Raw genomic sequence first — 22,681 nt, forward strand, 5'->3', positions numbered from 1 at the left:
ACGCCCGGTTACATTCCGAACCCGGAAGCTAAGCCTCACAGCGCCGATGGTACTGCAGGGGGGACCCTGTGGGAGAGTAGGACACCGCCGAACAAATTTTGAGGAAACCCCCGTGCCAGTCGGCACGGGGGTTTTCTGCGTTCAGGGGAAAAGAAATCAGGGGGCTTACGCCCCCAGTGTCACTCAGTCACTCACGGCCCGCTCACAGGCGGCCCGCCGACTTCAGCGCCAGATATGCGTCCGCCAGCGCCGGCGGCAGTTCCTCGGGTGTCGCGTCGACGACTGTGACGCCCTGGCGGCGGAGCTGTTCCGCGGTGCGATGACGCTCGGTCTGGGACTGGGCGGCTGCCGCGGCCTCGTAGACCGCCTCCGTGTTGCCTCGGGCCGCGGCCATGCGAGTGACATGCGGATCCGCCACCGAGGCCACCAGAACCGTGTGGCGCTGGGTGAGTTGCGGGAGCACCGGCAGCAGGCCCTCCTCGACAGGAGCCGCGTCCAGGCTGGTGAGCAGAACGAGCAGCGATCGGCGCGGAGCCGTACGGAGGGCCGTGGCGGCAAGGCCCCGGGCGTCCGTCTCGACCAGCTCCGGCTCCAGCGCGGCCATGGCATTGACCAGGGACGGGAGGAGATGGCCGGCCGTGCGGCCCTGGACCAGGGCACGGACCCGGCGGTCGTAGGCGAGCAGGTCGACGCGGTCACCGGCGCGGGAGGCCAGCGCCGCCAGGAGCAGGGCCGCGTCCATGGCGGCGTCCAGGCGCGGTGCGTCGCCCACACGGCCCGCGGAGGTGCGGCCCGTGTCGAGGACGATCAGGATGTGCCGGTCGCGTTCGGGGCGCCAGGTGCGTACGGCGACCGTGGACTGGCGGGCTGTGGCGCGCCAGTCGATGGAGCGGGTGTCGTCGCCGGGGACGTACTCGCGCAGGCTGTCGAATTCCGTGCCCTCGCCGCGGGTGAGGACGCTGGTGCGGCCGTCGAGTTCGCGTAGCCGGGCGAGTTTCGACGGAAGGTGCTTGCGGCTGGTGAACGGTGGCAGGACCCGCACGGTCCAGGGGACCTTGTGGGTGCCCTGGCGGGAGAAGAGGCCGAGCGGGCCGTAGGAGCGGACGGTGATGCGGTCGGCGTGCCGGTCGCCGCGGCGGGTGGGCCGCAGGCGCGTCGTGACGCGGCGGCGTTCGCCGGATGGCACCGTCACCTGGTGGCGGGAGGCCACGGTCTCCGTGCCGGGCTGCCAGCTGCTGGGTGGCCAGGCGTCCCGCAGCCGGGCGCGCAGCACGCGCCGGGAGGGGTTGGTGACGGTGAGGGTGACGTCGGCGGTCTCGCCCAGGCGTACGGAGGTGTCGCCGGAGCGGGTCAGGCCGAGGCGGCGTACCGGTGCGGCGAGGGCGTAGTCGCAGGCGCAGGCGACGGCCAGGGGGGCGTTGACCGCGAGGACGCCCGTCCAGCCGGCGTCCCAGATGCCGACCGGGAGGGAGCCGAGGGCCGCGAGCAGGGCGGCGCGTCCGGTGAGGGCCATCAGCGGGGGACCGGGACGTGGGTGAGGATCGCGTTGATCACCGAGTCGGCCGTCACGCCTTCCATCTCGGCCTCCGGGCGCAGCTGCACACGGTGGCGCAGTGTGGGCAGGGCGAGGGCTTTGACGTCGTCGGGGATGACGTAGTCGCGGCCGGTGAGCCAGGCCCAGGCGCGGGAGGTCGACAGCAGGGCCGTCGCCCCGCGCGGGGAGACGCCGAGGGTGAGGGACGGCGACTCGCGGGTGGCGCGGCAGAGGTCGACGACGTACGCGGCGATCTCGGGGGAGACGGTGGTCTTGGCGATCGCGGCGCGCGCCGCGTTCAGGTCGGCGGGGCCGGCGACGGGGCGTACTCCGGCGGCGCGCAGGTCGCGCGGGTCGAAGCCGGCGGCGTGGCGGGTGAGGACGTCGATCTCGTCCTGACGGGAGGGCAGCGGGATGGTCAGTTTGAGGAGGAAGCGGTCCAGCTGGGCCTCGGGGAGGGGGTAGGTGCCCTCGTACTCGACGGGGTTCTGGGTGGCGATGACCAGGAAGGGCTCGGGGAGCGGGCGCGGGGTGCCGTCGACGGTGACCTGGCGTTCCTCCATGGCTTCCAACAGTGACGACTGGGTCTTGGGCGGGGTGCGGTTGATCTCGTCGGCGAGGAGGAGGTTGGTGAAGACCGGGCCGGGCTGGAAGGAGAACTGGGCGGTGCGGGTGTCGTAGACCAGGGAGCCGGTGACGTCGCTCGGCATGAGGTCGGGAGTGAACTGCACGCGCTTGGTGCCCAGGTCGAGGGCGGCGGCGAGGGTGCGGACCAGGAGGGTCTTGGCGACTCCGGGGACGCCTTCGAGCAGGACGTGGCCGCGGCAGAGCAGGGCGACGACGAGGCCGGTCACGGCGGGGTCCTGGCCGACCACGGCCTTGGCGATCTCGGCGCGCAGGGCTTCCAGGGAGGCGCGGGCGCCGGCCGCGTCCCCGGTGTGCCCGGCGTTGTCAGTGGTCGGGTCCATCATGGACGGCGTACCTCTCTTTCGAGGGCGTCGAGTCGGTCGGCGAGGGAGACGAGGGCCGCGTCGTCGCCGGGCGGCGGGCCGAAGAGGAGGTCGTGCAGGGTCTGTCCGTCGGTGTCGAGCCGGCCGGACAGGGCGGGGAGCAGGGCCTCGGGCGTGTGCGCCTGGGTGACGGGGATGCCTACCAGGGGGGCGAGGCGGGTGCGCGTGGTGGAGCGAAGAGCGGCGGCGGCGCGGTCGCGGGCGTTGACCTTGCGGTAGAGGCGGGCGCGGCCTTCGGTGGTTTCGGAGGCGCGGATCGCGACGGGGAGTTTCTCGGGCACCAGGGGGCCGAACCGGCGTGCCCGCCACAGGGCGGCCAGGGCGGCGGCGATGAAGAGTTGCAGGGTGCCCCACAGCCAGCCGGAGGGCAGCAGGTCGAAGAAGCCGCGCTCGCCGGTGTCCTGGGTGGAGTCGTCGGTCAGCGAGGGGAGGTACCAGACCAGATGGGGGCGGGAGCCGAGGAGTTGGAGGGCGAGCGAGGCGTTGCCCTGCTTGTCGAGACGGTCGTTGTAGAGGATGTCGGGCGCGCCGAGGAGGACGGTGTCGCCGCCGTGTGCGGTGTGCGGGATGCGCAGCAGGGTGGGCAAGCCGTCGCTGGGGTAGCAGGAGTCGGCGTTCTGGACAGTGGTCGAGTAGCGGACGCCGTCGCCCGTCTCCGCGGTGCCCGCGCGGCGGGCCGCGGGCAGGGAGCAGTCGGGGGCGAGAGTGGTGTCGAAGCCGGGTGCGGGGTCCGCGGTGACGCCGGGGGCGAGGCCGGTGACGGAGGGGGTGTCGGGGGAGATGAGGACGGTGCGTCCGCCGGAGGCGGTGGTCGCGGTGTGCAGCTGGGACTGCTGGTGGTGGGTCAGCAGGTCGGGCACGGCGACGAGCAGGGTGGTGTCGGGGCCGGTCGCGGCGCGCGCCTGGTCGAGGGTGGTGACCACGCGGGTGGACACGCCGTGGTCGGCGAGGAGGGCGGCGACGGCGCGGCTGCCGTAGGGGTCGGCGGAGCGCGGGTCCAGACGTCCGTGCCGGTCGCCGGAGCGGAGTGCGGCCATGGCGATGCCCGCGACGAGGAGGACCACGAGTGCGAGCAGGATGCCGCGCCCGCGGGTCCAGACCTGGCGGGCGGTGGGGGACACCGAGGTCGAGGGGGCCGAGGGCGGGGCCGTGGCCGTGGTGGTGGCCTCGTGGGTCATCCGGCGGCTCCCTGGTGGGCGGTGGGGGCCGTGCTCTGGTCGCTGCTGCTCTGCTGCGGCCTGGTGCGTTCCAGGTCGCGGTCGAGTTCGGCGATGCGGTGGTACGACTGCTCGGTCGCCCGGCGGCCGCCGTATGTGACGTCGTCGAAGTCCCGTGCGGCGGCGCGGAGCCGGTCGGTGTGCGCCGGCAGGGAGCGGCCGGCCTCGGCGGCGGCCTCGTCGGCGGTGCGGCCGGGGCGTACGTCGAGGAGGGCGCGTTCCTCCAGGGAGCGGACGAGGGCACGCATGCGTTCCTGTACGGCCTGGTTCCAGTGGCCCTGGGCGGCGTGGGCCTCGGCGGCCGCGCGGTGTTCGGCGGCGCTGCGGGGGCGGTCGTCGAACAGTGCGGGGGTGGAGGCGAGGGTGCGGTGCGGGGTGCCCAGCCGCCACCACAGGGCGCCCAGCACCGCGAGGACGGCCACGATGACGACGACGAGGCCGACGGTCCCGCCGGGGCTCGCGGCCGAGGCGGAGTCGAACAGGTCGCCGACCCAGTTCCAGAAGTGGTCGAGGGCGCGTTGCAGCACGCCGGGGTCGTTCTCGTGGTACATGCGTTTGGACAGCTCGCGGCGGGCCGCCTCCCGGGCGGGGTCGCGCGGGATGGTCACGGGCGGTTCGCCGGGGCTCGGCTGCGCCTGGACGGCGGATCCGCCGCCCGTGCGGAGCAGCGTGCGTACGCCTGTGTGTGCCGCGCGTGGCAGCGCGGGCAGTGCTGTGAGAACTCCCCCCGGCAGACTCACGGCATCAGCTCCCCGAGGCCGGTGTGCCGGAGCCGCGGTCCTGGATCCCGGCGGCGCGGGCCAGCTCGAGGTCGAGTGCTTCGCGGCGGATGCGCTGGTCGATGTAGAGGAGCACGGTGACACCGGCCGAGATCGGGAACTTGATCAGGGAGCCGATCACCGATCCGATCCCGCTGATGATCAGGTAGGTCCAGCCGAGGTCGGTGCTGCCGTCGAACAGGCCCGAGACGCCGCCGTCGCTGAACGCCGCGGCGATGAGGCCGAAGGGGATCACGATGATCGCCGAGATGATGCCCACGATGAGCGCGGCCAGCAGCTGGATGCCGAAGACCCGCCACCAGGAGCCGCGGACCAGCTTGGCCGAGCGGGACATGGCCTTCTTGATGCCCTGTTTCTCGAGCATGAGCGCGGGCGAGGCCAGCGAGAAGCGGACGGCCAGCCACACGGCGACCACACCGCCGGCCAGGGCGCCGAGGACGGCGAGCGCGGTGCCGCCGACGGGCGAGCCGGACACGGCGACGAGGATGCCGGGCAGCAGGCCCACGGCGAGGACGCCGATGCCGATGAGCAGCAGCAGGAGGATCAGCCCGGCCAGCCTCAGCACCTGGGGACGGGCGTCGCGCCAGGCCTCGCGGACGGTGACCGGCCGGCCGAGCACCGCGCGGCTGGTGACCGTCGTGAGCAGAGCCGTGGCCAGGACGGTGCCGACCAGGGAGACGACGAAGAGGACGCCCGAGCCCAGCAGGGCGTCGCCCATGGCCCGGAACAGTTCGCGGGGAGAGGCGTTCGGGTCGTCGAGGGCGTCGCTGTCGACGGTGTTCTGGAGCGCCATGCGCTGCACCAGGATCGTCATGATCTCGGTGATGACCGCGACGACGAGGGAGATGCCCAGCACGGTGCGCCAGTGGGTGCGCATCATGGAGACCGCGCCGTCGAGGATCTCGCCGACGCCGAGCGGGCGCAGCGGGATCACGCCGGGCTTGGCGGCGGGCGGCGGGCCGCCCCATCCGCCGCCCCAGGCGCCGTAGCCGCCGGGGCCGCCGTATCCAGGGCCGCCGTATCCGGGACCGCCGTGTCCCGGGCCGCCCCATCCGCCGCCCCCTGGACCGCCGTAGCCGCCGGGGGGCGGCGGCGGGGTGCCCCAGCCGGGGCCCGGAGGCGGCGGCGGTGGGGTCTGGCCGGGGGCCGGTGCGCCGGTGGGCGCGGACCACTGGCCCGGCGGCGGCTGCTCCTTGGACCACTTCATGCCGGGGCTCTGCGGCTGGGTGCCCGGCCGGTCCGCGGGCTGACCGGGCTGTGCCGGCTGCGCGGGGTCGGGTCGGCCGGCGGCGTCGGCAGGGCCGGACGCGCCGGTCTCCTGCCCGTCGGACGGGGCGGATCCGGGCGAGGCCCAGCCCGGAGTGTCTTTCATCGTCGCTCCTTCACGGTGCCCGTCCGCGGTCGCGGCTCCAGGTTGGCAGCCATCGTGCCATGGGGTGGTGTTCGGGTGACCTGCCACGGTAGGGGCTGTGTGCCTTCCATTGTCCGCGCGATACGGGGAACACTGACGGCATGGCTGATCAGTACGCGCAGACCCGTGGTGACAACCGGCAGGCGGGGATCCCGGTCATCCGCTGGGAGGAGCCGCCCGAGGGGCCGGTCGTGGTCCTCCTGGACCAGACGCGGCTGCCCGCCGAGGAGATGGAGCTGGTGTGCACGGACGCGTCCGCGCTGGTGGAGGCCATCCGGTCGCTGGCCGTGCGCGGGGCGCCGCTGCTCGGCATCGCCGGGGCGTACGGTGTCGCGCTCGCCGCCGCACGCGGCTTCGACGTGGACGAGGCGTCGACCGTGCTGGCGGCGGCCCGACCCACCGCGGTGAACCTGTCGGTCGGGGTGCAGCGGGCGCAGTCCGCCTACCGGGCCGCGCTCGCCAGGACCGGTGATCCCCGGCAGGCCGCGCCGGCGGCGCTGGCCGCGGCACGGCAGCTGCACCAGGAGGACGCCCGGGCCAGCGAGCGGATGGCCGAGCACGGGCTGGCGCTGCTGGACGAGCTGCTGCCCGGCGGCGGGCACCGGGTCCTGACGCACTGCAACAGCGGGTCGCTGGTGTCGGGCGGGGAGGGGACGGCGTTCGCGGTGGCGCTCGCGGCGCACCGGGCGGGACGGCTGCGGCGGCTGTGGGTGGACGAGACGAGGCCGCTGTTCCAGGGGGCCCGGCTGACGGCGTACGAGGCGGCCCGCAACGACCTGGCGTACACCCTGCTCACCGACAACGCGGCGGGTTCGCTGTTCGCGGCGGGCGAGGTGGACGCGGTGCTGATCGGCGCGGACCGGATCGCGGCGGACGGCTCGGTGGCGAACAAGGTGGGCAGCTATCCGCTCGCGGTGCTCGCCCGCTACCACCATGTGCCGTTCATCGTGGTCGCCCCGGTGACGACGGTGGACCTGGAGACCCCGGACGGAGCCTCCATCGAGGTCGAGCAGCGGCCGAGCTACGAGGTGACCGAGCTCGTCGCCCCGCAGGTTCCGGTCATGGGAGCGGGCGGCGGCATCCCGGTCGCGCCTCTCGGCACCCCGGCCTACAACCCGGCGTTCGACGTGACCCCGCCCGAGCTGGTGACCGCGATCGTCACCGAGGAGGGCACGGTGTCCCCGGTGACCGCCAAGGGCCTGGCCGAGCTGTGCGCCCGCTCGCGGCAGGCGACGGTCGGTTAGGACCTCGTCACCCGTCCCGTTCGCTGTCCAAGGCGGCAGAGGCATACAGTGACGGCTCGGTACGACTATCGTCACAGGCCAGTGAGCTGCCTCACCTGGATCTTCGCCACCGTTACAAGAATGGGATGATGTCGTTTATGAAGGGACGAGTCCTTGTCGTCGACGACGACACCGCACTGGCCGAGATGCTCGGGATCGTGCTGCGTGGCGAGGGTTTCGAGCCGTCTTTCGTTGCCGACGGCGACAAGGCGCTGGCGGCCTTCCGGGAGACCAAGCCCGATCTGGTGCTGCTGGACCTGATGCTGCCCGGGCGGGACGGCATCGAGGTGTGCCGGCTGATCCGGGCCGAGTCCGGGGTGCCGATCGTGATGCTGACGGCCAAGAGCGACACCGTCGACGTCGTGGTGGGCCTGGAGTCCGGCGCCGACGACTACATCGTGAAGCCGTTCAAGCCGAAGGAGCTCGTGGCCCGTATCCGGGCGCGGCTGCGCCGGTCGGAGGAGCCCGCGCCGGAGCAGCTGGCCATCGGTGACCTGGTCATCGACGTGGCCGGGCACTCCGTGAAGCGGGACGGGCAGTCGATCGCGCTGACCCCGCTGGAGTTCGACCTGCTGGTCGCCCTCGCCCGCAAGCCCTGGCAGGTGTTCACCCGCGAGGTGCTCCTCGAGCAGGTGTGGGGCTACCGTCACGCGGCCGACACGCGTCTGGTGAACGTGCATGTGCAGCGGCTGCGTTCCAAGGTGGAGAAGGACCCGGAGAAGCCGGAGATCGTGGTGACCGTCCGTGGTGTCGGCTACAAGGCCGGGCCGAGCTGACATGTCCGGGGACAGTGCCGCTTCGGCCCCCGGTCGGACCGGGGCCCGCGCGGGGCGGCCTGTCGGCCGGAAGAGCGCGGGCTCTCGTTGGGGACGTTTCCTTGAGGGTGGGCTGCTGAACGGCGGAGTGCAGGGCAGCCCGGTCCTGCGCCTGCTGCTGCGCTGGGTGCGCCGGCCGCTGCTGCCCGTGATGCGGCTGTGGCGGCGCAACATCCAGCTGAAGGTCGTCGCGACCACGCTGCTGATGTCGCTGGGCGTGGTGCTGCTGCTGGGCTTCGTCGTCATCGGGCAGGTGCGCAACGGCCTGCTCGAGGCGAAGGTGAAGGCGTCGCAGAGCCAGGCGACCGGCGGTTTCGCCGTGGCCAAGCAGAATGCCGACCAGGCGGCGACCGGCACCGGCGACGACGGCGGCGCCCCCGCGGACGGCCACTCCCCCCAGAACGTCATCTCGTGGATGAGCGAGCTGGTGCTGTCTCTCTCCAGCGGCGGCCAGGGCGCCTTCGACGTCGTCACGCTGCCCGCGGACGACAACGGCAACGGCGGGCGGGGCCCGCGCGCCTCCGGCGGCGTGGACCCGACGGGGAGCATCCCCGAGGACCTGCGGGCGCGGATCAACAGCAGCATGACCGCCGCGCAGAGCTACACCCGCATCATCTACAAGGACACCGACAAGAAGCCCCAGCCCGCCCTCGTCATCGGCAAGCAGGTCAACGACCCCAACGGCGACCCGTACGAGCTGTACTACCTCTTCCCGCTGAGTCAGGAGGAGAAGTCGCTGAGCCTGGTCAAGGGCACCCTGGCGACGGCCGGTCTGTTCGTCGTCGTGCTGCTCGGGGCGATCGCCTGGCTGGTGGTGCGGCAGGTGGTCACGCCGGTGCGGATGGCCGCCGGGATCGCCGAGCGGCTGTCGGCGGGGCGGCTCCAGGAGCGGATGAAGGTCACCGGCGAGGACGACATCGCCCGCCTGGGCGAGGCCTTCAACAAGATGGCGCAGAACCTCCAGCTGAAGATCAACCAGCTGGAGGACCTGTCGCGGATGCAGCGCCGGTTCGTCTCCGACGTCTCGCACGAGCTGCGTACCCCGCTGACGACCGTGCGGATGGCCGCCGACGTCATCCACGAGGCCCGCGAGGACTTCGACCCCGTCACCGCGCGGTCGGCGGAACTGCTCGCCGACCAGCTGGACCGGTTCGAGTCGCTGCTGGCGGACCTGCTGGAGATCAGCCGCTTCGACGCGGGCGCGGCGGCCCTGGAGGCCGAGCCGATCGATCTGCGTGACGTCGTACGGCGCGTGGTCAGCGGCGCCGAGCCGCTCGCGGAGCGCAAGGGCACGCGGATACGTGTCGTCGGTGACCAGCAGCCCGTGGTCGCCGAGGCCGACGCGCGGCGGGTGGAGCGCGTGCTGCGCAACCTCGTCGTCAACGCCGTCGAGCACGGCGAGGGCCGGGATGTCGTCGTCAGGCTCGCCGCGGCGGGCGGCGCGGTCGCCGTCGCCGTGCGTGACTACGGTGTCGGGCTCAAGCCGGGCGAGGCGACCCGCGTCTTCAGCCGTTTCTGGCGGGCCGACCCGGCACGCGCGCGTACCACCGGCGGTACGGGCCTGGGCCTGTCGATCGCCCTGGAGGACGCCCGGCTGCACGGCGGCTGGCTGCAGGCGTGGGGTGAGCCGGGCGGCGGATCGCAGTTCCGGCTGACGCTGCCGAGGACCGCCGACGAGCCGCTGCGGGGCTCGCCGATACCCCTGGAACCCAAGGATTCGCGCCGCAACCAGGGACTCGACGACGCCGGTCCGTCGCGCGGTGGCGACAAACTGGCCACCGTGCCCGCGCAGGCCGGGGACCGGACGGCGCTGCCGGGCCGGGACGGCAGGGACCCGATAGCCGCCCGGCAGACCACCGTGACCCCCACGGCCGATCCGACGGCGCTGCCCGGCAGCGGCGCACGCGTGGTGCCCCGGCCCGCCTCGGGCACGCGCCGGCCGGACACCACGTCCACGTCCGCACCCGCGCGGGCGGGCGCGCCCGCCGTGGATCCGGCGGGTGACGAGACCGCGAGCTCCGCGGACCCGGAGGGAGCCGGGGCACGGGAGCCGAAGCAGCAAGGGGAGGCATTTCGTGGGCGCTGACCGCGAGGGGGGCGCGCGGCGTCGGCCGTTGCGCGCGGTGGCGTACGCCGCCTGTGGGGTCGTCCTGCTGGCGGGCTGTGCCTCGATGCCCGACAGCGGGGATCTGCGTGACGTGGAGTCCACCCCACGGCAGGACACAGAGGTACGGGTGTTCGCCATGCCGCCCCGGGACAACGCCCCGCCGTCGGAGATCCTTCAGGGCTTCCTGGAGGCGCTGACCAGCGACGACCCGCAGTACGCGACGGCGCGCCAGTATCTGACCGGCGAGGCCGCGCGGAACTGGCGGCCGGACGACTCCACCACGGTGCTGGCCAACGGGCCGAACCCTCAGGCCGACCGCACATCGGGACGCGACGACACCGACACCTTCGGGTTCACGCTGACCGGGAGCAAGGTGGCCCGGGTGGACGACCAGCAGTCGTACGCGCCTCTCGGCGGCCAGTACAGCCAACCGGTGCATCTGACGCGGAACAAGAAGAGCGGCCAGTGGCGCATCGACGTGGTGCCCCAGGGCGTCGTCATGGGGCAGTCCGACTTCCAGCGCAACTACGTGTCCGTCAACAAGTACTACTTCGCCTCCAACGCCGGGGCCGAGACGGCGGGGACGCCGGTGACGGCCGTCGCCGACCCCGTATACGTGCGGCGGCGGGTGGACGCGATGACGCAGATGGTGCGTTCCGTCCTCAAGGGGCCCACGCACTGGCTCGAGCCGGTGGTCAGGTCGAGCTTCCCGACGGGTACGGCGCTGCGCGACGGCGTCACCGCGCTGACCCCCGACGACCAGAACAAGCTGACGGTGCCGCTCAACCAGAAGGCGTCCCGGGCCGGACGGCACCAGTGCGGGGAGATGGCGACCCAACTGCTGTTCACGCTGCGGAACCTGACGCCCACCGTGGACGCGGTGGCGTTGCAGCGGGCCGACGGCACCACGATGTGCACGCTCGACAAGGAGGGGGCCGAGGACGTCGCCACGCGCGGCTCGACGAAGCGCCCCGAGTACCTGTACTTCCTCGATGACAGGCAGCGCCTGGTGCGGATCTTCGGAGGCAGTACCGGTACGCAGGCGGACCCGGTGCCGGGCGCGCTGGGAGAGGGCGTCCAGAAGTTCAGCTCGGCCGCGGTGTCATGGGACGAGCGCACCGCCGCCGCGGTCGGTTACGACCGGAGGTCGCTGTTCGTCGGCTCGCTGGTGTCCGGCGGCGCGCTCGGCGACCCCGTGGTGCAGAGCCAGGGAAAGACCGAGAACGACCGGCTGACGCCGCCCAGTTGGGACGCGCGCGGTGACCTGTGGGTCGCCGACCGCAACCCGGCCCGGCCGCGGCTGATGGTGCTGGAGCAGGGCACGGGCGCGCCGCTCGAGGTGCGGGTCCCCGGGCTGGACGGACGCATCGACGCGGTGCGGGTGGCCGCCGACGGGGTGCGGATCGCGCTGGTCGTGGAGCACGAGGACCACAGCAAGTCGCTGCTCATCGGGCGGATCGAGCGGGACGACAGGAATGGGGACCGGCCGGTGGTGTCGGTGCTCGAACTGCGGTCCGCGGCGCCCGAGCTGGAGGATGTGACGACCATGTCGTGGGCGGGCGACAGCCGGCTCGTGGTGGCCGGGCGCGAACAGGGCGGTGTGCAGACGATGCGGTACGTCCAGGTCGACGGATCGACGCCGGAGGGTCCCGCGCCCGCCGCGCTCACGGGCGTGAAGTCGATCGCCGCGTCCGAGGACGAGCAGCTGCCGCTGGTGGCGTACTCGGAGGACGGGATCGTCCGGATGCCGGCCGGGGCGCAGTGGCAGAAGGTGGTCAAGGACGGGTCGGCGCCGGTCTATCCCGGCTGACGGCGTCACCGGGTGAGGTGACTGGGTGCCCGGGTGGTGATCCGGGGGACGGGCGGGAGCTTGGGCTCCGGAGCCTTGTCTCACGCGTGTGAGTGAAGCGCCGGAGGCCCTGGGCCGAGTTGTCCACAGGCGACCGCCGTCCGTTGTCCACAGGGGTGGCCGGGGCCGGGCGTCGCGGGCACAGTGGAGTCATGCGCGGGTGGTGGCAGGACCTTGCCGACCTGGTACTTCCGGCCGAGTGCGCAGGCTGTGGCAGGCCGCGCTCGGTGCTCTGTCCCGAGTGCCGTGCCGCCCTCGACGGATCCGCGCCGCGCCGGGTGCGACCGGTGCCGGAGCCGCCCGGCCTGCCTGTCGTGCACGCGGCGGCCGCCTACGCGGACGAGGTGAGGGCGGCCCTCCTCGCCCACAAGGAACGGGGCGCCCTGACCCTCGCGGCCCCGCTGGGAGCGGCACTGGCGGGTGCGGTGCGGGCGGGGCTGAACAATGGCGCCTTTGGTGGGTACCCGGCGGGACCCGGGGGTGGTGGTCCCGGGTCACGGGGCGGTCGGCCCGTGCGGGGCGGTCGGCCTGTGCTGCTCGTGCCCGTGCCGTCCGCGCGTGGAGCGGTGCGGGCCCGCGGGCATGATCCGGCCCGTCGGATCGCGCTCGCGGCGGCGGGTGAGCTGCGCCGGTCCGGGACGCCGGTCCGGGTGGTCGCCGTGCTGCGCCAGCGGCGCGCCGTGGCCGACCAGTCGGGGCTGGGCTCCCGGCAGCGGCTGGAGAACCTCGCCGACGCGCTGGAGGCGGCCGCCGGTGGCGCCCGGCTGCTGCGGGACGGGCCGGTGGTGCTGGTCGACGACCTGATGACGACGGGCGCCTCGCTGAGCGAGGCGGCGCGGGCGGTGACATCGGCTGTGTACGGGGCGCGGGCCCGGGAAGAGATGGGAGAACGAAACGCGGCATCACCACGGAAGGAGGGGAACCCGGTGTACGAGGCACCGGAATTGGCGGGTGCGTACGGCGCCGGTCACGTGCTCTGCGCGGCCGTCGTCGCGGCCTCGCCGGAATCCTTCGAATTGGGCCGGAACTGACCTCGAACTTCCGTCGTCGCAGGTAATGAAAGAGTCAATTCACCTGAACGGAGGTACGCCGCGGTAGAGGGTGACGCCATCCGGCCGGGCGAGATATGTTCGGGTGTGAGGGAAAGGCGCAGGCCGTTCCCGTCATATCCGAGTGCCGTGCCGCGGGTTCGCGGTTTGCGGGTGCGCGGGTTTCCCGAGAATCACCCGACCGGCAGGGTGGAGATCTCGCCCACGGGGGAGGAGGAGGTGGACGTCACCGAGTCCGAGGTTCCGGACGTCACCGGAACCGGGTGCGAAAGGGAGATGCTCCGCCGACGCAGCGGGGCGATCCGGGAACGGAGTTCTGCGTGGACATCGTCGTCAAGGGCCGCAAGACCGAGGTGCCCGAGCGGTTCCGCAAGCACGTGGCCGAGAAGCTGAACCTGGAGAAGATCCAGAAGCTCGATGCCAAGGTGATCAGCCTCGACGTCGAGGTGTCCAAGGAGCCCAACCCCCGACAGGCCGACCGTAGCGACCGAGTGGAGATCACGCTCCGCTCCCGCGGTCCGGTGATCCGGGCGGAGGCAGCGGCCAGCGACCCGTACGCGGCGCTCGACCTGGCGGCGGAAAAGCTGGGGACCCGGCTGCGCAAGCAGCACGACAAGCGCTTCTCGCGCCGTGGCGCGCGCCGGATCCCGGCGGCGGAGGTCGCCGATCACGTCCCGGGCGCGGCGGTGCTGAACGGCAGCGGACTGACCGCCGCGGCGGACGAAGGCCAGGTGCCCACCAAGAAGGTCGGCTCGCTGGAGGTGCAGGGGGAGGGGCCCCTCATCGTCCGCGAGAAGACCCACGTCGCCGCTCCTATGACCCTCGACCAGGCGCTCTACGAGATGGAGCTGGTCGGACACGACTTCTATCTGTTCGTCGACTCCGAGACCAAGGAACCCAGCGTCGTCTACCGGCGGCACGCCTACGACTACGGCGTGATCCACCTCAGGACGGACACGATGATCACTCAGGAGAACTCTCCCGAGGCGGGCGGCACACTCGGCGGCTGACCCACCCGGCCGACGGCTGCGCCGGTGCCCCTGGAGCGCGCGTGTGCGCCCCCAGGGGCACCGGCGTGCGACCCCTTCGCGCACCGCTTGGTCACCGCAGTGTCGGCCGGACATGGAATCATGGCCGCAACGGCTCAACCGATGGGCCGTTGCCTTGGGTTGGCCATGGCACCGCACACCAGGCCACAGCCTCAGGGGGAGGAACAACGATGACGGACAGCTTCGGACCGATCCGGGACGAGGATGCCGACGGCGGTGTCGTCGGCATGGGCCCGGAGGTGGGTGCGTCCCGCAAGGAGCCGATCAGAGTCCTTGTCGTGGACGATCACGCCCTCTTCCGCCGCGGCCTGGAGATCGTGCTCGCCGCCGAGGAGGACATCCAGGTCGTCGGTGAGGCGGGCGACGGCGCCGAGGCCGTCGACAAGGCGGCCGACCTGCTGCCCGACATCGTGCTGATGGACGTGCGCATGCCCAAGCGGGGCGGGATCGAGGCGTGCACCTCCATCAAGGAGGTCGCCCCCAGCGCCAAGATCATCATGCTGACGATCAGCGACGAGGAGGCCGACCTCTACGACGCCATCAAGGCGGGCGCCACCGGCTACCTCCTCAAGGAGATCTCCACGGACGAGGTGGCCACCGCCATCCGCGCGGTGGCCGACGGCCAGTCGCAGATCAGCCCGTCCATGGCCTCCAAGCTGCTCACCGAGTTCAAGTCGATGATCCAGCGCACCGACGAGCGCCGCCTGGTGCCCGCGCCCCGGCTGACCGACCGGGAGCTGGAGGTCCTCAAGCTGGTGGCCACCGGGATGAACAACCGGGACATCGCCAAGGAGCTGTTCATCTCCGAGAACACCGTGAAGAACCACGTCCGCAACATCCTGGAGAAGCTTCAGCTGCACTCCAGGATGGAGGCGGTGGTGTACGCGATGCGGGAGAAGATCCTCGAGATCCGCTGAGGCTTCAGGCCGGTACGCGCTCAGGCCGGTACGCGTTCAGGCCAGGGCGCGGGCCAGTTCCCGGGCGAGGGGCTCGCGCAGCTCGGGAGCCTCCACCCGTTCCACCCGGACGTCGGTGCAGTCCACCCAGCTCGCCGCCTCGAGGAGCGCCTGGGCGACGGCGGGCACGGACCTGGCGTCCTCCAGGGTGACCTGCTTGGCCACGAGGGTGCGGCCCTCACGGGCGGGATCCACCCGGCCGACGAGCCGGCCCCCGGCGAGCACCGGCATCGCGAAGTAGCCGTAGACCCGCTTGGGCCGGGGGACGTAGGCCTCCAGGCGGTGACTGAAGCCGAAGATCCGCTCCGTGCGCGCCCGCTCCCAGATCAGGGAGTCGAAGGGGGACAGCAGCGTGGTGCGGTGACGGCCGCGCGGTGGTGCCGCGAGCGCCGCCGGGTCCGCCCAGGCCGGCTTCCCCCAGCCCTCCACCGTGACCGGGACCAGGCCCGACTCCGCTATCACCGCGTCGACCTGCTCGCCCTTGAGACGGTGGTAGTCGGCGATGTCCGCGCGCGTGCCCACGCCCAGGGACTTCCCCGCCAGGCCGACCAGGCGGCGCAGGCACTCGGTGTCGTCCAGCTCGTCGTGCAGCAGGTCCGCGGGGACGGCGCGCTCGGCGAGGTCGTACACCCGCTTCCAGCCGCGGCGCTCGACACAGACCACCTCGCCGTACATCAGGGCCCGCTCGACGGCGACCTTGGCGCCGGACCAGTCCCACCACTCGCTGGTCCGCTTGGCCCCGCCCAGCTCGGTGGCCGTCAGCGGCCCCTCGGTGGTCAGCTGCTTGACGACCTGGTCGTAGACACCGTCGGGCAGCTCGTGGTTCCAGTGCGGGCGGTTGCGGTAGGCGCGGCGGCGGAAGGCGAAGTGGGGCCACTCCTCGATGGGCAGGATGCACGCGGCGTGCGACCAGTACTCGAAGGCGTTGGGTCGCGCCGGAGGCGCGCCGGCGGATTCGTGGGCCGGAGTGGTGCCGGCGGATCCGTGGGCCGGAGGCGTGCCGACGGATTTGGTCTTCCAGTAGGCGTTCTCGACCGTCTTGCGGCCTGTCGCGCCGAGGCGGGCGTAGGGGATGAGCTCGTGGGAGCGGGCGAGCACGGAGATGGTGTCCAGCTGGACTGCGCCCAGGCGGCGCAGCACGCCGCGGACCCCGGACCTGCGGTCGGGGGCGCCGAGGAGGCCTTGGGCGCGCAGGGCGATGCGGCGGGCTTCGTCCGCGGAGAGGTCGAAGGCGGGACGCGGGACGGTGGTCATGCTCGGCACGATAGAACCCGGCACTGACAGTGGGCGCCGACCTGCTCATTCACCGTGCGGCCGGCGGGCGGGAAGGTAGGGCGCCGTCGACGGCAGGCCCAGGTCCGACGGCAGCAGGGAGCCCACCCAGCAGTCCCGCCGCACCCCCTTGTTGTTGATCGCCGAGCGCAGGACACCCTCCACGCTGAAACCCGCCCGTTCGGCCACCGCGCGGGAAGCGTGGTTGCCGACCTCGGCACGCCACTCCAGCCGGTCCACGGCGACGTCGGTGAAGGCCCAGCGGGCGGCGGCGCGGACGGCCTCGGTGACGTAGCCGTTGCCGCGGTGCTCCTTGGTCCCCCAGTAGCCGACCTCGGCCTCGCCCAGCGAGCGTCTGGTGATGCCGAGCATGCCCGCCAGGTCCCCGGCCGGCCCGGGGAGGAAGAGGCCGAAGGTGAACATCGAGCCGTCGGCCCAGCCGTCGGGGACCATCTGCTCGGTGAAGCCCTGTGCGTGCTCGGGAAGGTAGGGGGAGGGGATCGTGGTCCAGCGCTGGATGTCGGGATCCTGCGCGGCGGCGTACACGGCGTCGGTGTCCCGGCGGCCGACGGTGCGCAGGACGAGGCGGTCCGTGGTGAGCGTGACGGGTTCCATCGGCCGATTCTGCTCGGGGGCGCGGGGGGACGCCATTGTTTTCCCGGCGCGTGAGCGGCCGATCACGATTCGCGCAATTCGTGGCGGCGACGCGGCACCATCCGCGCCTCCTGGCCGTTGTCCCCTGTGAAGGCGATTCTGAACACGAGCGTGAAGGCGAAGCGGAGCAACGGACGGGTGCCCTGGCGGCAGGCCCTCCCGGCTTGGCGGGGTCCTCGCATACGATGGCCGTTGCTCAGTCAAGTCAAATGGAAACCGACCGTCCCAGGCCCGACCGGCAAGGAGACCAACCCAAGTGTCCGTCCTCACGAAGATCATGCGTGCAGGCGAAGGCAAGATCCTGCGCAAGCTGCACCGCATCGCGGACCAGGTCAACTCCATCGAAGAGGACTTCGTCGACCTCTCCGACGCCGAGCTGAGGGCCCTCACCGATGAGTACAAGCAGCGGTACGCCGACGGCGAGTCCCTGGACGACCTGCTGCCCGAGGCGTTCGCCACGGTGCGCGAGGCCGCCAAGCGCGTCCTCGGCCAGCGCCACTACGACGTGCAGATGATGGGCGGCGCCGCCCTCCACATGGGGTACGTCGCCGAGATGAAGACCGGTGAGGGCAAGACGCTCGTCGGCACCCTGCCCGCCTATCTGAACGCGCTCTCCGGAGACGGCGTCCACATCGTCACGGTCAACGACTACCTGGCCGAGCGCGACTCGGAGATGATGGGCCGCGTCCACAAGTTCCTGGGCCTCACCGTCGGCTGCATCCTCGCCAACATGACGCCGGCCCAGCGCCGCGAGCAGTACGGCTGCGACATCACCTACGGCACGAACAACGAGTTCGGCTTCGACTACCTGCGCGACAACATGGCGTGGTCGAAGGACGAGCTCGTCCAGCGCGGTCACAACTTCGCCATCGTCGACGAGGTCGACTCCATCCTGGTCGACGAGGCCCGTACGCCGCTGATCATCTCCGGCCCGGCCGACCAGGCCACCAAGTGGTACGGCGACTTCGCCAAGCTGGTCCTGCGCCTGAAGAAGGGCGAGGCGGGCAACCCCCTCAAGGGCGTCGAGGAGACCGGCGACTACGACGTCGACGAGAAGAAGCGCACGGTCGCCATCCACGAGTCCGGCGTCACCAAGGTCGAGGACTGGCTGGGCATCGACAACCTCTACGAGTCGGTGAACACCCCGCTGGTGGGCTACCTGAACAACGCCATCAAGGCCAAGGAGCTCTTCAAGCGCGACAAGGACTACGTCGTCATCGACGGCGAGGTCATGATCGTCGACGAGCACACCGGCCGTATCCTCGCCGGCCGCCGCTACAACGAGGGCATGCACCAGGCGATCGAGGCGAAGGAAGGGGTGGACATCAAGGACGAGAACCAGACGCTCGCCACGATCACCCTGCAGAACTTCTTCCGCCTCTACAACAAGCTCTCCGGCATGACCGGTACGGCGATGACCGAGGCCGCCGAGTTCCACCAGATCTACAAGCTCGGCGTGGTCCCGATCCCGACCAACAAGCCGATGATCCGCAAGGACCAGTCGGACCTGATCTACCGCACCGAGGTCGCCAAGTTCGAGGCGGTCGTCGACGACATCGCCGAGAAGCACGAGAAGGGCCAGCCGATCCTCGTCGGCACCACGTCCGTCGAGAAGTCGGAGTACCTCTCGCAGCAGTTGAGCAAGCGTGGCATCCAGCACGAGGTGCTCAACGCCAAGCACCACGAGCGTGAGGCCCAGATCGTCGCCCAGGCCGGCCGCAAGGGCGCCGTGACGGTCGCGACCAACATGGCCGGCCGTGGTACGGACATCAAGCTCGGCGGCAACCCCGAGGACCTCGCCGAGGCGGAGCTGCGCCAGCGCGGCCTCGACCCCGAGGAGCACATCGAGGAGTGGGCGCAGGCCCTGCCCGCCGCCCTGCAGAAGGCGGAGCAGGCGGTCAAGGCGGAGTTCGAGGAGGTCAAGGAGCTCGGCGGGCTCTACGTCCTCGGCACCGAGCGGCACGAGTCGCGCCGGATCGACAACCAGCTGCGCGGCCGCTCCGGCCGTCAGGGCGACCCCGGCGAGTCCCGCTTCTACCTCTCCCTCGGCGACGACCTGATGCGCCTGTTCAAGGCCCAGATGGTCGAGCGCGTGATGTCGATGGCGAACGTCCCGGACGACGTTCCGATCGAGAACAAGATGGTCACGCGCGCGATCGCCTCCGCCCAGTCGCAGGTCGAGCAGCAGAACTTCGAGACCCGTAAGAACGTCCTGAAGTACGACGAGGTCCTCAACCGCCAGCGCGAGGTCATCTACGGCGAGCGGCGCCGCGTCCTGGAGGGCGAGGACCTGCACGAGCAGGTGCAGCACTTCATGAACGACACCATCGACGCCTACGTCCAGGCGGAGACCGCCGAGGGCTTCCCGGAGGACTGGGACCTGGACCGGCTGTGGGGCGCCTTCAAGCAGCTGTACCCGGTGAAGGTCACCGTCGAGGAGCTGGAGGAGGCGGCCGGCGACCGGGCCGGTCTGACGGCCGAGTTCATCTCCGAGTCCATCAAGGACGACATCCACGAGCAGTACGAGACGCGTGAGGCCCAGCTCGGCTCCGAGATCATGCGTGAGCTGGAGCGTCGGGTCGTGCTGTCGGTCCTGGACCGCAAGTGGCGCGAGCACCTCTACGAGATGGACTACCTCCAGGAGGGCATCGGCCTGCGCGCGATGGCGCAGAAGGACCCGCTGGTCGAGTACCAGCGCGAGGGCTTCGACATGTTCTCCGCGATGATGGACGGCATCAAGGAGGAGTCCGTCGGCTACCTGTTCAACCTGGAGGTCCAGGTCGAGCAGCAGGTCGAGGAGGTCCCGGTCGAGGACGCCGTGCCGTCGCTGGACAAGGAGCCGCAGGACGTGGTGCCGGCGCAGGCGGGCGCGCGTCCGGAGATCCGGGCCAAGGGCCTGGACGCGCCGCAGCGGCGTGACCTGCACTTCTCCGCGCCGACGGTGGACGGTGAGGGCGGCATCGTGGAGGGCGAGTTCGCCAGCGACGACGAGCCGGTCCGCTCCGAGGCCGACGGTCTCACGCGCGCGGAGCGCCGCAAGCAGGCCAAGGGCGGTCGCCGCCGCAAGAAGTGACGGCCGGACCGGTGCCGCCGTGCCGAGCGGCGCCGTCGGCGGCGGCCCCGCCGCGCAACGAGGCCGTGAGCGGCGGACCGTAGGACCGAGCAGTGACAGGGGAAGGGCCGGGCATCCCGAGGGTGCCCGGCCCTTCGCGTCATCCGGTGGCCGCCCGCGGGACGCTGCGGGCGCCCAGCTCCACCGCCGTGCAGCGCCAGCGGCGGTCGCGGCCCCGCTCCAGGCGGAAGGCCATCGCGCGCAGCTGCTCGCCGGCGCCGATCCGGGCGAAGGCCTCGACGGCGCCCGGGCGGGGCTCGTAGTAGCCGATGTCGCGCACCACGGGACGGGTGCCGCGGGCACGCAGAGGGCCGCGCTCGGCGAGCCGCGCCAGCTCGTCGTAGGCACGGCCGGCGGTGTGCCGGAGCATCCAGTGGACCGGCCGCTGCCCGCTCAGAACGGCGAGGAGCCGGTCGGCGAAGACGTCGGCGGCGAGGGGGACGGCGGCGGAAGCGGCGTGGGCGCCCTCTGGGGCTGCCGGGATGCTCGAGGCGCCCGAGGCACCCGATGCACCCGAGGCGATCGAGGCGCTCGAGGCGGTGCTTGAGGTGATGTCCGGGGTGGGGGCGGAGGCGGTCGGCGGGCGGTTGTCGGTGGGAGCGGTGCGGACCCGGCTCGCGCCGCGCGGCGAGCCCGGTGGGCGTCCTCCGTTCGTCGTACGGGCCGGGCTGCCGCCCGGGGTGCGCGGCGGGGCGCCACCGGGACGGCGTGCGTCGAGACGACCCGGCGGGCGGGTACCCGGGCGGCGCTGCGCCCTGGTCATGACCTTGTTCATGAGTCCCCGTTTCTGTGATGCGGTGCGTCGCTCTACCGAGCGGTAACTTCCGGTAGGGATCTTGTACGGGACCCGGTTCGGCACGGGCAAGGAACGCGGAGCCGCCGGCGGCCGGCCGGCAGATTCACTCATCCGAGTGGTGGCGGGCGCGGGAACGCCCGGGAGTGCGGGGGCGTACCGGGTGAGACGCGGGGCGTGGGGTGGACGCGTCGGTGGGTGCGGCCGTGGGCACGAAAGAGGGGTCCCACACGTATCCTGAAGGCCGTCTCCCGGAGCCCTGCGGAGCCCTCCGACACGAGAAAGCGGCCAGCCATGCGCGTCTACGTCCCCCTGACCCTCCCCGGCCTCGCCGAGGCCTACAAGACGGGGGAGCTGGGGGCAGGGCCGCTCGTCGCCTACGCCGTCACGCCCGCCCTGCGCGAGTGGTACCTCTCCGACGACATGGAGGAGCTGGAGTACGCCGCGCTGAGCAGGGCCGCGCTGGCCTCCCTGCGGCTGCTGGCCGCGGACCCGGACGCACCGCGCCGCCGGGTCGTGGTCGCCGTGGACGTACCCGACGGCGCCGCGGCGGCCGACCCGGACCGGGGGCTCGACCCCGCGGCGCTCGGCGAGGTGCGGGTGACGGGGACGGTGCGGCTGGCCGAGGCGGCCGCCGTGCACGCCGACCTGGACGACGCCGAGGCGGACGTGAGCGCGGCGGCCGAGGCGCTGCCCGCGGCGGACGCCGGGGACGACGACGCGCAGTTCGTCGTGGACGGGGCCGAGGACCACGAGCTGCTGTGGTACGCCACGCAGGAGATCCCGAACCTGGTCGGGTTCGGCGAGGGGTCCTGATTGTCAGTGGCGGCGGGTACGTTTTCCGGCATGGGGATGCAGTCAGGGGCGCACATCGTCTGGGACTGGAACGGCACGTTGTTCCACGACAACGACGCGATCATCGGCGCGACGAACGCGGCGTTCGCCGAACTCGGCCTGGAGCCGATCACTCTGGAGCAGTACCGGGCGCTGTACTGCGTGCCGGTGCCGAAGTTCTACGAGCGGCTGATGGGCCGGCTGCCCACCGATACCGAGTGGGAGCTCATGGACACGGTCTTCCACCGGTACTACGCCGAGCACCGGAGCCGCTGCCGGCTGACCGACGGGGCGGTGGAGCTGCTCACGGGGTGGACGTCGGCCGGGCACAGCCAGTCGATCCTCAGCATGTACGGGCATGAGGAGCTGGTCCCGCTGGTACGGGGCTTCGGGATCGAGGCGCACTTCATACGGGTCGACGGGCGGACCGGGCCGTCCGGCGGCAGCAAGGCGGAGCACATGGTGCGGCACCTGGGCGCGCTGGGCGCGAGGGTGAACCCCGCGCGCACGGTGGTCATCGGGGACGCCGCCGACGACGCGGTGGCCGCACGGCACGCGGGGGCACGGGCGGTGCTGTACACGGGCGGCTCGCACAGCCGCGCCAGCCTCGAGGAGGCCGGCGTGCCGGTGGTGGACACCCTCCGGGAGGCGGTCACCGAGGCCCACCGCCTCGCGGCGTGACCCGCACGCCCGTGTCCTGAGGGCGACTCGGCGCTGCTGGTCCGTCAGGCGCCACCGGGACTGCGGCCCAGACCCGGACGGCGCCAGACGCGGACGGCGCGAGACGCGGAGGGCGCCGGGCCTGTGCGGCGCCGGGCCTGTGCGGCGCCGGGCCTGTGCGGCGCCGGGCCCGTGCGGCGCCGGGCCTGTGCGGCCCCAGGCCCGTGCGGCGCCGGGCCTGTGCGGCCCCAGGCCCGTGCGACCCCAGACTCGTACGGCCCCAGACCCGTGCGGCCC

The 22,681-nt window shown here is 72.3% G+C and carries 18 protein-coding genes and 1 rRNA gene; 11 read left to right on the forward strand and 8 right to left on the reverse strand.

From position 1 onward, the window contains the following. A 5S ribosomal RNA gene (gene rrf / locus ABZ484_RS30450) occupies positions 1–93 on the forward strand; the annotation flags it as partial. Positions 94–202: 109 nt separating this feature from the next. On the opposite strand, the gene ABZ484_RS30455 is transcribed toward rrf, so the two are convergent. Genes ABZ484_RS30455 through ABZ484_RS30475 form a run of 5 tightly spaced genes read right to left on the reverse strand, consistent with a single transcriptional unit; the run spans position 203 to position 5,912 of the window. After that, positions 203–1,513 carry a DUF58 domain-containing protein gene (locus tag ABZ484_RS30455; protein ID WP_358869145.1) on the reverse strand — a complete coding sequence of 437 codons (1,311 nt, stop codon included), beginning with the start codon at positions 1,511–1,513 and terminating at the stop codon, positions 203–205. Then, positions 1,513–2,502: a MoxR family ATPase gene (locus ABZ484_RS30460; RefSeq protein ID WP_358869146.1), complete on the reverse strand. Its 990-nt coding sequence runs from the start codon at positions 2,500–2,502 to the stop codon at positions 1,513–1,515. The genes ABZ484_RS30455 and ABZ484_RS30460 overlap by 1 nt, the downstream gene beginning before the upstream one ends. Continuing rightward, on the reverse strand, positions 2,502–3,722 hold the full coding sequence (locus ABZ484_RS30465) for a DUF4350 domain-containing protein (RefSeq protein WP_358869147.1): 1,221 nt from the start codon (positions 3,720–3,722) through the stop codon (positions 2,502–2,504). Before ABZ484_RS30465 ends, ABZ484_RS30460 begins: the two co-directional genes overlap by 1 nt. Then, on the reverse strand, positions 3,719–4,501 hold the full coding sequence (locus ABZ484_RS30470; protein ID WP_358869148.1) for a DUF4129 domain-containing protein: 783 nt from the start codon (positions 4,499–4,501) through the stop codon (positions 3,719–3,721). The genes ABZ484_RS30465 and ABZ484_RS30470 overlap by 4 nt, the downstream gene beginning before the upstream one ends. 4 nt (positions 4,502–4,505) lie before the next feature. Then, complete coding sequence (locus tag ABZ484_RS30475; RefSeq protein WP_358869149.1) at positions 4,506–5,912, reverse strand: glycerophosphoryl diester phosphodiesterase membrane domain-containing protein; 1,407 nt, start codon at positions 5,910–5,912, stop codon at positions 4,506–4,508. Positions 5,913–6,052: 140 nt separating this feature from the next. Between ABZ484_RS30475 and mtnA the strand changes: the two genes are divergently transcribed. The 7 genes from mtnA (at position 6,053) to ABZ484_RS30510 (ending at position 15,020) form a co-directional block, all read left to right on the forward strand. After that, positions 6,053–7,195, forward strand: a complete 1,143-nt coding sequence (gene mtnA / locus ABZ484_RS30480; protein ID WP_358869150.1) for an S-methyl-5-thioribose-1-phosphate isomerase — start codon at positions 6,053–6,055, stop codon at positions 7,193–7,195. Positions 7,196–7,320: 125 nt separating this feature from the next. Next, positions 7,321–8,010 (forward strand): two-component system response regulator MtrA, encoded by a 690-nt coding sequence (mtrA, locus tag ABZ484_RS30485; RefSeq protein ID WP_003975799.1) that lies wholly within the window; start codon positions 7,321–7,323, stop codon positions 8,008–8,010. A 1-nt stretch (position 8,011) separates the two neighbouring features. Further along, complete coding sequence (gene mtrB, locus ABZ484_RS30490) at positions 8,012–10,135, forward strand: MtrAB system histidine kinase MtrB (protein ID WP_358869151.1); 2,124 nt, start codon at positions 8,012–8,014, stop codon at positions 10,133–10,135. Continuing rightward, a complete protein-coding gene (locus ABZ484_RS30495; protein WP_358869152.1) occupies positions 10,125–11,966 on the forward strand; it encodes an LpqB family beta-propeller domain-containing protein in 1,842 nt (613 codons plus the stop codon). Before mtrB ends, ABZ484_RS30495 begins: the two co-directional genes overlap by 11 nt. Positions 11,967–12,157: 191 nt before the next feature. Beyond that, positions 12,158–13,036 (forward strand): ComF family protein, encoded by an 879-nt coding sequence (locus ABZ484_RS30500; protein ID WP_358869153.1) that lies wholly within the window; start codon positions 12,158–12,160, stop codon positions 13,034–13,036. 338 nt (positions 13,037–13,374) lie between these two features. Further along, entirely contained in the window at positions 13,375–14,064 is a 690-nt protein-coding gene (raiA, locus tag ABZ484_RS30505) for a ribosome-associated translation inhibitor RaiA (RefSeq protein WP_358869154.1), read from the forward strand. Between the two features lie 209 nt (positions 14,065–14,273). After that, positions 14,274–15,020, forward strand: coding sequence for a response regulator transcription factor (locus tag ABZ484_RS30510; RefSeq protein ID WP_030167136.1), 747 nt, complete (start codon positions 14,274–14,276; stop codon positions 15,018–15,020). Positions 15,021–15,056: 36 nt separating this feature from the next. Here ABZ484_RS30510 and ABZ484_RS30515 read toward each other — a convergent pair whose 3' ends face one another. Both ABZ484_RS30515 and ABZ484_RS30520 read right to left on the reverse strand, forming a co-directional pair. Next, the gene (locus ABZ484_RS30515) at positions 15,057–16,313 is read right to left on the reverse strand and encodes a crosslink repair DNA glycosylase YcaQ family protein (RefSeq protein ID WP_358869155.1); all 1,257 of its coding nucleotides are present in this window, start codon (positions 16,311–16,313) and stop codon (positions 15,057–15,059) included. Between the two features lie 45 nt (positions 16,314–16,358). Then, positions 16,359–16,946, reverse strand: coding sequence for a GNAT family protein (locus ABZ484_RS30520; protein WP_358869156.1), 588 nt, complete (start codon positions 16,944–16,946; stop codon positions 16,359–16,361). A gap of 295 nt (positions 16,947–17,241) precedes the next feature. On the opposite strand from ABZ484_RS30520, the gene secA reads away from it, so the two are divergent. Next, positions 17,242–20,058, forward strand: a complete 2,817-nt coding sequence (gene secA, locus ABZ484_RS30525) for a preprotein translocase subunit SecA (protein WP_358869157.1) — start codon at positions 17,242–17,244, stop codon at positions 20,056–20,058. A 139-nt stretch (positions 20,059–20,197) separates the two neighbouring features. Here secA and ABZ484_RS30530 read toward each other — a convergent pair whose 3' ends face one another. Next, on the reverse strand, positions 20,198–20,872 hold the full coding sequence (locus ABZ484_RS30530) for an Rv3235 family protein (RefSeq protein ID WP_358869158.1): 675 nt from the start codon (positions 20,870–20,872) through the stop codon (positions 20,198–20,200). A 312-nt stretch (positions 20,873–21,184) separates the two neighbouring features. Here ABZ484_RS30530 and ABZ484_RS30535 point away from each other — a divergent pair, with 312 nt between their 5' ends. Continuing rightward, entirely contained in the window at positions 21,185–21,706 is a 522-nt protein-coding gene (locus ABZ484_RS30535) for a hypothetical protein (RefSeq protein WP_358869159.1), read from the forward strand. Positions 21,707–21,736: 30 nt separating this feature from the next. Next, entirely contained in the window at positions 21,737–22,405 is a 669-nt protein-coding gene (locus ABZ484_RS30540; protein ID WP_358869160.1) for an HAD family hydrolase, read from the forward strand. Positions 22,406–22,681 lie beyond the last annotated feature (276 nt).

The sequence above is a fragment of the Streptomyces sp. NPDC006393 genome (assembly GCF_040628575.1).
In the GTDB taxonomy this organism is placed as follows: domain Bacteria; phylum Actinomycetota; class Actinomycetes; order Streptomycetales; family Streptomycetaceae; genus Streptomyces.